At 69.6% G+C, this 8,658-nt stretch carries 11 protein-coding genes; 8 read left to right on the top strand and 3 right to left on the bottom strand.

Features of this window, described 5'->3' with window-relative positions:
- Nucleotides 1-1,173, top strand: a 1,173-nt coding sequence (locus tag ADBZ5U_RS12665) for a signal recognition particle protein (protein ID WP_526810704.1), incomplete at its 5' end; no start/stop codon positions are given.
- Nucleotides 1,174-2,265 carry a metal-dependent hydrolase family protein gene (locus ADBZ5U_RS12660; RefSeq protein WP_526810702.1) on the top strand — a complete coding sequence of 364 codons (1,092 nt, stop codon included), beginning with the start codon at nt 1,174-1,176 and terminating at the stop codon, nt 2,263-2,265.
- Nucleotides 2,266-2,269: 4 nt separating this feature from the next.
- Here ADBZ5U_RS12660 and ADBZ5U_RS12655 read toward each other — a convergent pair whose 3' ends face one another.
- A complete protein-coding gene (locus ADBZ5U_RS12655) occupies nt 2,270-3,103 on the bottom strand; it encodes a D-alanyl-D-alanine carboxypeptidase family protein (protein WP_526810708.1) in 834 nt (277 codons plus the stop codon).
- Between the two features lie 329 nt (nt 3,104-3,432).
- On the opposite strand from ADBZ5U_RS12655, the gene ADBZ5U_RS12650 reads away from it, so the two are divergent.
- Nucleotides 3,433-4,089 carry a DUF1942 domain-containing protein gene (locus ADBZ5U_RS12650; RefSeq protein WP_526810700.1) on the top strand — a complete coding sequence of 219 codons (657 nt, stop codon included), beginning with the start codon at nt 3,433-3,435 and terminating at the stop codon, nt 4,087-4,089.
- A gap of 82 nt (nt 4,090-4,171) precedes the next feature.
- Here the strand turns inward: ADBZ5U_RS12650 and ADBZ5U_RS12645 are convergent, their stop codons facing one another.
- A complete protein-coding gene (locus tag ADBZ5U_RS12645; RefSeq protein WP_526810698.1) occupies nt 4,172-5,059 on the bottom strand; it encodes a D-alanyl-D-alanine carboxypeptidase family protein in 888 nt (295 codons plus the stop codon).
- 55 nt (nt 5,060-5,114) lie between these two features.
- Between ADBZ5U_RS12645 and ADBZ5U_RS12640 the strand changes: the two genes are divergently transcribed.
- The 5 genes from ADBZ5U_RS12640 to trmD all read left to right on the top strand — a co-directional run bounded on the left by ADBZ5U_RS12640 (nt 5,115) and on the right by trmD (nt 7,686).
- Nucleotides 5,115-5,567 (top strand): nuclear transport factor 2 family protein, encoded by a 453-nt coding sequence (locus tag ADBZ5U_RS12640; RefSeq protein ID WP_526810696.1) that lies wholly within the window; start codon nt 5,115-5,117, stop codon nt 5,565-5,567.
- Nucleotides 5,568-5,719: 152 nt separating this feature from the next.
- A complete protein-coding gene (gene rpsP, locus ADBZ5U_RS12635) occupies nt 5,720-6,229 on the top strand; it encodes a 30S ribosomal protein S16 (RefSeq protein WP_526810694.1) in 510 nt (169 codons plus the stop codon).
- Entirely contained in the window at nt 6,226-6,468 is a 243-nt protein-coding gene (locus ADBZ5U_RS12630; protein ID WP_003928628.1) for an RNA-binding protein, read from the top strand. The genes rpsP and ADBZ5U_RS12630 overlap by 4 nt, the downstream gene beginning before the upstream one ends.
- A gap of 13 nt (nt 6,469-6,481) precedes the next feature.
- Nucleotides 6,482-7,009, top strand: a complete 528-nt coding sequence (gene rimM, locus ADBZ5U_RS12625) for a ribosome maturation factor RimM (RefSeq protein WP_526810692.1) — start codon at nt 6,482-6,484, stop codon at nt 7,007-7,009.
- Nucleotides 7,009-7,686: a tRNA (guanosine(37)-N1)-methyltransferase TrmD gene (gene trmD, locus ADBZ5U_RS12620; RefSeq protein WP_526810706.1), complete on the top strand. Its 678-nt coding sequence runs from the start codon at nt 7,009-7,011 to the stop codon at nt 7,684-7,686. Before rimM ends, trmD begins: the two co-directional genes overlap by 1 nt.
- Before the next feature lie 4 nt (nt 7,687-7,690).
- Here the strand turns inward: trmD and ADBZ5U_RS12615 are convergent.
- On the bottom strand, nt 7,691-8,658 hold a 968-nt coding region (locus tag ADBZ5U_RS12615; protein ID WP_526810690.1), incomplete at its 5' end, for a serine hydrolase.

Raw genomic sequence — 8,658 nt, 5'->3', positions numbered from 1 at the left:
CCGCTGCTGGTGGCCTGCGACCTGCAGCGCCCCGGTGCGGTGACCCAGTTGGAGATCGTCGGCCAGCGGGCCGGCGTCGCCGTCTACGCCCCGCACCCCGGCACCTCGGTGGAGTCCATGGAGTCCGAGGGCTGGGGGCCCGGCGACCCGGTCGCCGTCGCCGCCTGGGGCCTGGAAGAAGCCAGGACCAAGTACTACGACGTCGTCATCATCGACACCGCCGGCCGGTTGGGTATCGACGACGTGCTGATGGCCCAGGCGGCCGCCATCCGCGACGCCGTGCAACCCGACGAGACGCTGTTCGTCCTCGACGCCATGATCGGCCAGGACGCCGTCGCCACCGCCGAGGCGTTCGGCCAGGGCGTCGGCTTCACCGGCGTAGTGCTGACCAAACTCGACGGCGACGCCCGCGGCGGCGCGGCCCTGTCGGTGCGGGAGATCACCGGGGTGCCGATCCTGTTCGCCTCCACCGGGGAGAAGTTGGAGGACTTCGACGTCTTCCACCCCGACCGGATGGCCAGCCGGATCCTCGGGATGGGCGACGTGCTGTCGCTCATCGAACAGGCCGAGCAGGTCTTCGACGCTCAGAAGGCCGAGGAGGCCGCCGCCAAGATCGGCTCCGGCGAACTGACTCTGGAGGACTTCCTCGAGCAGATGCTGATGATCCGCAAGATGGGCCCGATCGGCAATCTGCTGGGCATGCTGCCCGGCGCGGCGGGCATGAAGGACGCGCTCGCCGCCATCGACGACAGCCACCTGGACCGGTTGCAGGCCATCATCCGCGGCATGACACCCGAGGAACGCGCCGACCCGAAGATCATCAACGCCTCGCGGCGGCTGCGCATCGCCAACGGTTCCGGGGTGTCGGTCTCGGAGGTCAACCAACTCGTCGACCGGTTCTTCGAGGCGCGGAAGATGATGTCCCAGATGGCCGGCGCCATGGGCATGGGCTTCGGCCGCAAGTCGACCAAGCGCAGCTCCAAGAACAACAAGAAGAAGGGCAAGGGCAAGGGCCGGGGTCCGACGCCGGCGAAGGCGCACAACCCGTTGATGGGTGCGGGCATGCCGGAGGGCTTCCCGGATCTGTCGCAGCTGCCGGAGGGTCTCAACGAACTCCCGCCGGGCCTGGCCGGGTTCGACCTGTCCAAGCTGAAGTTCCCCGGCCAGCGGTAGTTGCCCGACTCGCCGCCGGCTCAGGGGCCGCTCCACGTCCGCGGCCGCGGGCTTCCCGACGGCGAACCGGTGCAGTGGTGGATCGCCGACGGTGTCCTGCGCGCCGAGCCGGTCTCCGGTGCCCGGACCGTGTGGGACGGCGGCTGGGTGATCCCCGGCCTGGTCGACGCGCACTGTCATGTCGGCCTCGGCCCGCACGGGGCGATCGCCCTCGACGAGGCGATCTCGCAGGCTGAGGTCGATCGCGACGCGGGTGCCCTGCTGTTGCGTGACTGCGGGTCGCCGACCGACACCCGAAGCCTGGACGGCCACCGTGACCTTCCGCAAATCATCAGGGCCGGAAGGCATCTCGCCAGACCCAAGCGTTATCTGCCCGGTTACGCCGTCGAGTTGGAGGACCAATGGCAACTTCCCGCCGCGGTGGCCGAGCAGGCCCGCCGGGGTGACGGCTGGGTGAAACTGGTCGGTGACTGGATCGACCGGACGGTGGGAGACCTCGCGCCACTGTGGTCCGACGACGTGCTGGTCGCCGCGATCGACGCCGCGCACGCCGAAGGCGCCCGGGTCACAGCGCACGTATTCGGCGAGGACGCCCTGCCGGGTCTTATCGGTGCCGGCATCGACTGCATCGAGCACGGCACCGGTCTGACCGGGGACACCGTCGCGATGATGGCGGCCCGCGGCACCGCGCTCGTGCCCACCCTGATCAACATCGAGAACTTCCCGGTATTCGCCGACGCGGCAACGAAATTCCCGATCTACGCCGCACACATGCGTGATCTCCACGGCCGGTTCCGTCAGCGCATCGGTGCCGCCCGGGAGGCCGGCGTCCCGATCTACGCCGGCAGCGACGCGGGCGGGAACCTTCCGCACGGACTGATCGCCCGTGAGGTGGAAGCCCTCAAGGGGATCGGGATGACGCCCGGCGAAGCGGTCGGTGCGGCGTGCTGGGATGCCCGCCGTTGGCTGGGTCGGCCGGCCCTGGCCGACGGTGCGCCGGCCGACCTGCTGTGTTTCGCCGAGGATCCGCGTTCCGGGCCGGAGGCGCTTGCCCGCCCCGACCGGGTGATTCTGCGCGGCGCGGTCTACTGAACGCTCAGGGCTGTGAGAAGCCCCAGTCGAGCAGCGCCCGGCCCTGGTCCCACAACTCGTCCTTGCCGTACATCATCACCGCGACAAGTCTTTTCCCGTCCCGCTGCGCCATCGCCACGTAGGTCTCCCGGGCGAGGTTGGTGTAGCCGGTCTTCCCGCCGATGAACCCGGGATAACCGGCCAGCAGCGGGTCGTGGCCGGCGATCTGCTTGAATCCGCCGTCGCCGTCCGGGAAGACCGCTGTGCCCTGATGAAGGATCTGGGCGAACAGCGGATAGTTCAGCGCCGCCCGGTAGATCACCGCGAGGTCGTGCGGCGTGGTCACCGATTCCCACCCGGGCCCGTCCAGACCCGACGGGGAGCCGGCCCGGGTGCTGGTGGCGCCGACCTGCTGGGCCTTGGCGTTCATCTTCGCCACCGCCACCGGGATTCCGCCGACCATTTCGGCCAGCATGTTCGCGGCGTCGTTGCCCGACACCATCAGCAGCGCGTCGAGCAGTTGGCGGGCCGTGTAGAACTGCCCGGGCACCAGTCCCACGCAGGAGCACTCGACCTCGGTGTCGGCCTCGGTCGCCCGGGCGGCGTTGTCGAGGGCCAGTTGGTCGAACACGACCATGGCCAGCAACGCCTTGATGGTGCTCGCCGGGGCGTGCGGGGCGTAGGCGTCCTGAGCGCCGAGAATGCGGCCGCTGACCATGTCGGCGACCAGCCAGGCCGGCGCGGGGCCCACGGGCGGGGCTATCGCGGAGGGTTGGGCGGGTTCGGCGCCGGCGGCCGGGGCGACGCATGCCGCCAGGATCGCGGCCACCGCCACGGCCGGACGCAACCGTCCCCGAATCACAGCGGGCAATCTACTGCTTCGGCGTCGTGCCCGCGTTGTCCGGTGTCTGCTGTCGCCGGATCGCGGCCTTCCCGGAACCGGGCGCCGGGCTGTTCCGGCAAACTGGGAGTGCTTGGCCTAACACGATCTGAAGTGTTGTTTCACCGCGCTCGGGTCCAAAGTCAGCAATGGGCGTTACGGGGCTGTTCGGGCGGTCTCCGAAGCACACGGCGGCGCGCGGTCACCGGGGGGCGCCGGCCGGGTATCGCTGAACCCGGTGTGCGGGCGAATCTCGGGGTATCGTCTAACCGCGCTGGGCGAAATCGACGCAATGAAGGGGAGTCAAGGTGAAGATCACCAAGCTGGCCGGAGTTCTGGCTGCAACCGCGGTCGCAGTCGGGATCGGTGCGGGCACGGCGGCACCGGCCTCCGCCGCCGACAACATCAAGATCTTCGGTGAGCAGGAGCGGCTGAACGGCATGAACGGCATGCCCTACATCGGCTACACCGTGGACAAGTTCGGGCCCAGCAAGGACCCGGTCCCGCACAACGGCAAGCTGTTCTCGGCCAATCTGAAGGTCGACACCTTCGGCGGATCCGCCCCCCTGATGATCGAGAGGTTCGGCGCCCGCGCCCTCAACGGGGCGTATTTCCCGGTGATCTCGGGCGCCTCGAACCCGACCAAGCTGTACTTCGACGTCGTCGGTCCCGACGTCCCCAACAGCGTCGTGTGGAGCGACGGCATCCGCGACATCCTGGCCTGGGTGCCCGGCAAGCTGCCGCTGGAGCCCAAGCCCAAGTACACCTCGGCGCCACCGCCGCCGGCCGCCCCGCCGAAACCGCCGCCACCGGCGCCGTACGTCGCGCCGCCCGCCGGGGCGATGCCTGCCGGGGCGATGCCGGCGGAAACCGACGCGGCGATCGTGGCCACGCCGAACCAACTGGCCGCGCCGCCCTACCAGCTCACGCCGGCCGAGGTCGCCCAACCCGGCTTCCGGGGCTAGCGACCGGGGCGGCTGCGGCTACAGCGCCGCCACCAGGTAGTTGGGGGCGGCTACAGCGCCGCCACCAGGCAGTTGGGGGCGGCTACAGCGCCGCCACGGCGGTGGACGGGCTCTGGGCGAACCCCCAGTCCAGCAGGGTGGCCGCCTGGTCCCAGTAGGTCGGCCCGCCTTCGCGGACCAGGCCGTACATCAGGGCGATGACCAGGCGCCTGCTGTTGCGCTGTGCGGCACCGACGAAAGTCTTGCGGGCCGCGTACGTGTAGCCGGTTTTACCGCCGACCGCACCGGGGTAGCGCGTCAGCAACTCGTTCTGGTTTATCAGCCGGGTTCCCCCGGCCGTGCCGGGGAACATCGCGGTCGGCTGCGCGGTGATCTGCGCGAACACCGGATCGGCCATGGCGGCGCGGAAGATCACCGCCAGGTCGTGCGGGGTCGTCCAGCCCGGGCCGCCCGGGCCGTCCAGACCTGAGGGCGAAGTGGCGTGGGTGTCGGTGGCGCCGACGGCCGCGGCCTTGGCGTTCATCTTGTCCACCGCGGTGTCGTAGCCGCCGAGCATGTCGGCCAGCGTCTCGGCCGCGTCGTTGCCCGACACCAGCAGCACCCCGTCCAGAAGTTGGCGGACGGAATAGACCTGGCCGGCTTTGATTCCGGCGCAGTTGCATTCGACGTCGGCGTTGGCCTGACTGGCCACGATCGTGGAGTCCAGGCTCAACTCGTCGAGCGCGGTCAGCGCGAGCAGCACCTTGATGGTGCTGGCCGGCGGATGCGCGCCGTACATGTCCCTACCCGCCAGAACCTGGCCGGAATCCAGGTCGGCGACGATCCACGACGGCGCAGGGCCGTCGGGGACGGGCACCGAGCCGACCGGCTGGACGCTGGGTTCGGCGAATGCCGGTGTTGCAAGTCCGGTGGCCGCGGTTGATGCGAACAGCGTGAGAGAAGCCGCTACAGCGGCGGCGAGCCTGCGCATGGGCGATCAGCCTAACCGGTGGCGGCGGCGCGTAGCTGCGGTGTTGAATCCTCGCATGCTGAGTATGGCGGAAATCTCGGATCGGCTGGAGATCCAGCAACTGCTGGTCGACTACGCGACGGCCATCGATCAGCGTCGATTCGACGACCTCGACCGGATCTTCACCCCGGACGCCTACATCGACTTCCGCTCGATGGGCGGCATCGATGGCGCCTACCCGCAGGTGAAGGCCTGGCTGGCGCAGGTGCTGCCGAATTTCCCGGCCTACTACCACTTGCTCGGCAACTTCGACATCACCCTGGCCGGCGACACCGCGTCCGGGCGAACCATGTGTTTCAACCCCATGCAACTGGGCGCGGGGCCCACGGGCCGGGAGCGAAGCGACTCGGGGGATCAGAGCCAGATCCTGTTCTGCGCGCTCTGGTACGACGACGAGTTCGTCCGCACCGCCGAGGGCTGGCGGCTCAGCCGGCGGGTCGAGGCCAAGTGCCTGAACAAGGTTGTGTAGCGGTCGGCGCCGCTGGGCCAGAAGCGGTCGATTAACGCCCGTGCCGGCTGATCTGGCAGAATCTGTCGCTGGCCACGCGAGGCAAAACCGGGTTCCGGCATCCCGCCGGTGATCGCTGAATTGCAGCGTGCGACTAGAGGAGTGGTTCGTCCATGGCTGTCAAGATCAAGCTCACCCGGCTCGGCAAGATCCGAAACCCCCAGTACCGTATCGCCGTCGCCGACGCGCGCACCCGCCGCGACGGTCGTTCCATCGAGGTCATCGGCCGCTACCACCCCAAGGAGGAGCCGAGCCTGATCGAGGTGGACTCCGACCGTGCGCAGTACTGGCTGTCCGTCGGGGCGCAGCCCACCGAACCGGTGCTCAAGCTGCTCAAGATCACCGGGGACTGGCAGAAGTTCAGGGGGCTGCCCGGGGCCGAGGGCACGCTGAAGGTCGCCGAGCCCAAGCCGACCAAGCTCGAACTGTTCAACGCCGCCCTGGCCGGCGCCGACGGCGCACCGACCGGTGACGCCGTTCAGCTGAAGAAGAAGAAGGCCCCGGCCAAGAAGACCGAGCAGACCGAGGCGCCCGCGGAGGTCGAGGCTTCTGCGGAGTCCGAGCCCGCGGCCGAGTCCGAGGTCGAGCCCGCCGCGGAGTCCGCCGGGCCGGCCGCGGAATGAGTTCGGTCGTCGTCGACGCCGTCGAGCACCTTGTGCGCGGGATAGTCGACAACCCCGATGACGTCCGCGTCGACATGGTGACCAACCGTCGCGGCCGGACCGTCGAGGTGCACGTGCACCCCGACGATCTGGGCAAGGTGATCGGCCGCGGCGGCCGAACCGCCACCGCGCTGCGGACCCTGGTGGCCGGCATCGGCGGCCGGGGTATCCGCGTCGATGTGGTGGACACCGACCAGTAGCTCGCGCCTGTCGATGGAGCTCGTGGTCGGACGGGTGATCAAACCCCACGGCGTCACCGGCGAGCTGGTGGTCGACGTCCGCACCGACGATCCCGAGGAGCGGTTCGCCGGCGGTAACCGATTGCGGCTCAGGCCATCCCGTGGGACGGGCCCGGTCCGCGAGGTGGCGGTGGAGTCTTCTCGTCCGCACGGAGCCCGTCTGCTGGTCCGGTTGGTCGGGGTGTGCGATCGCGACGGCGCGGAGGCGTTGCGCGGGCATCTCTTCGTCGTCGACTCCGGCGACCTGCCGTCCCTGGACGACCCCGACGAGTTTTACGACCACGAACTCGAGGGCATGACGGTTCGCACCGTGGGCGGCGTGCGGGTCGGGACGGTCGCCGAAGTGTTACACACCGCGGCCGGGGAACTGCTGGCGGTTCGCGCCCCGGACGGCAGGGAGATACTGGTTCCCTTCGTCCGCGCCATCGTGACGTCGGTGTCGCGTGACGGCGGCGTCGAGATCGACCCGCCCGAAGGTCTGCTGGACATCGAGTCGCTGTGATTCGCATCGACGTCGTCACGATTTTCCCCGGCTACCTCGACCCGGTCCGGCAGTCCCTGCCGGGCAGGGCGATCGAGGCCGGCATCGTCGAATTCGCCGTGCACGACCTGCGCCGGTGGACCTACGACGTACACCATTCGGTAGACGACTCGCCCTACGGCGGGGGGCCGGGAATGGTGATGAGGGCACCGGTGTGGGGTGAGGCGCTCGACGAAATCGGCACGCCTGAAACGCTTCTCGTGATCCCGACGCCGGCGGGCCGGCCTTTCGTCCAGGCCGACGCCCAGCGCTGGACGGCGGAGAAACACCTGTTGTTCGCCTGTGGCCGCTACGAGGGCATCGATGAGCGGGTGGCGCAGGATGCGGCCCGGCGGATGCGGGTCGAGGAGGTCTCCATCGGGGACTACGTCCTAGCCGGGGGAGAAGCCGCAGCCCTGGTGATGATCGAGGCGGTGGTGCGGCTGTTACCCGATGTGCTCGGCAATCCGCTTTCCCACCAAGATGATTCGCATTCCGACGGACTGCTCGAAGGACCCAGCTACACCAGGCCGCCGGAGTGGCGGGGACTGCCGGTCCCGGAGGTCCTGCTCTCCGGGGACCACGCCAGGATCGCCGCGTGGCGACGGGAGCAGGCCCTGGAACGGACGCGTGCGCGGCGCCCGGACCTGCTGGGCTGATCGTTCAGATCTGTCCGCTCGGGAACATCGTCTTGAGCGTCTTGGTCATGGTGGCACGCGCGGTGGCCTCGTCGGCCGGTTGCATCGAGGCCAGCGCGATGACGTAACGGTGATCCGGCCCCGCCACCCCGGTCGACAGATGCACCTGGTTGTCCGGGCCCCAGCAGCACATCCAGCCCTGCTTGACCGCGACCTTCTCGGCGAACAGCCCGTCCGGGATACCGAATCGCTGCGGATAACCATCGGCGCCGATCGGGGTCGAGGCGGCCAGGTCGGCCAGCATTACGGCCACCTGCTGGGCCGGGAGGCCACCGGTGCCGTCGAGCAGCATGTCGTAGTAGCGCACCAGATCGGCGGTGGTGCTCATGGTGTTCCACCAGTTGCCGTCATAAGGCGCGGTGGTCCCGGACAGTCTGTAGCGGGCGGTGACCCGGTCGATGATCTCGTTGCCGCCGCCGCGTACCCAGAAGTCGTCGGCCGGGAAGTCGTCGGAGGACCGCAGCATCAGGTCCAGGCCCCGTCGATCCTGCGGGCTGAGTTTCTCTTTGCGCCGCGCCGTCTCGGTGAGCAGGTCATCGGCGATGAAAAGCTTGACAACCGAGGCTATCGGGAACGGTGACCGGTCGCCCCCGGAGATCACCTGACCGGTGCCGCGGTCCAGCACGGTGAGACTGATGTCCGCGCCGGCTTTCGTCGCCTCGGCGGTGGCGCGTCGGGCCAGCCAGGCCAGTTCCTGATTCTTCTCCGTCAGCGCCTTCGGTGCCGGCGGGGCCGCGGCCGGCACCGGTGGCAGCGCTTTGGGCGGGGCCGTCGGCTTCGCCTTGGGCGCGGGCGCCGGCATGGCCTTGGGCGCGGGCGCCGGCATGGCCTTGGGCGCGGGCGCCGGCATGGCTTTGGGCGGGGCCGTCGGCTTCGCTTTGGGCGCGGGCGCCGGCATGGCTTTGGGCGGGGCCGTCGGCTTCGCTTTGGGCG

Origin of the sequence: Mycobacterium sp., assembly GCF_040398885.1 — a bacterium.
Classification (GTDB): domain Bacteria; phylum Actinomycetota; class Actinomycetes; order Mycobacteriales; family Mycobacteriaceae; genus Mycobacterium.
The sequence above is the reverse complement of the archived record's forward strand: the minus strand, read 5'-3'. Positions and strand labels throughout refer to the sequence as shown.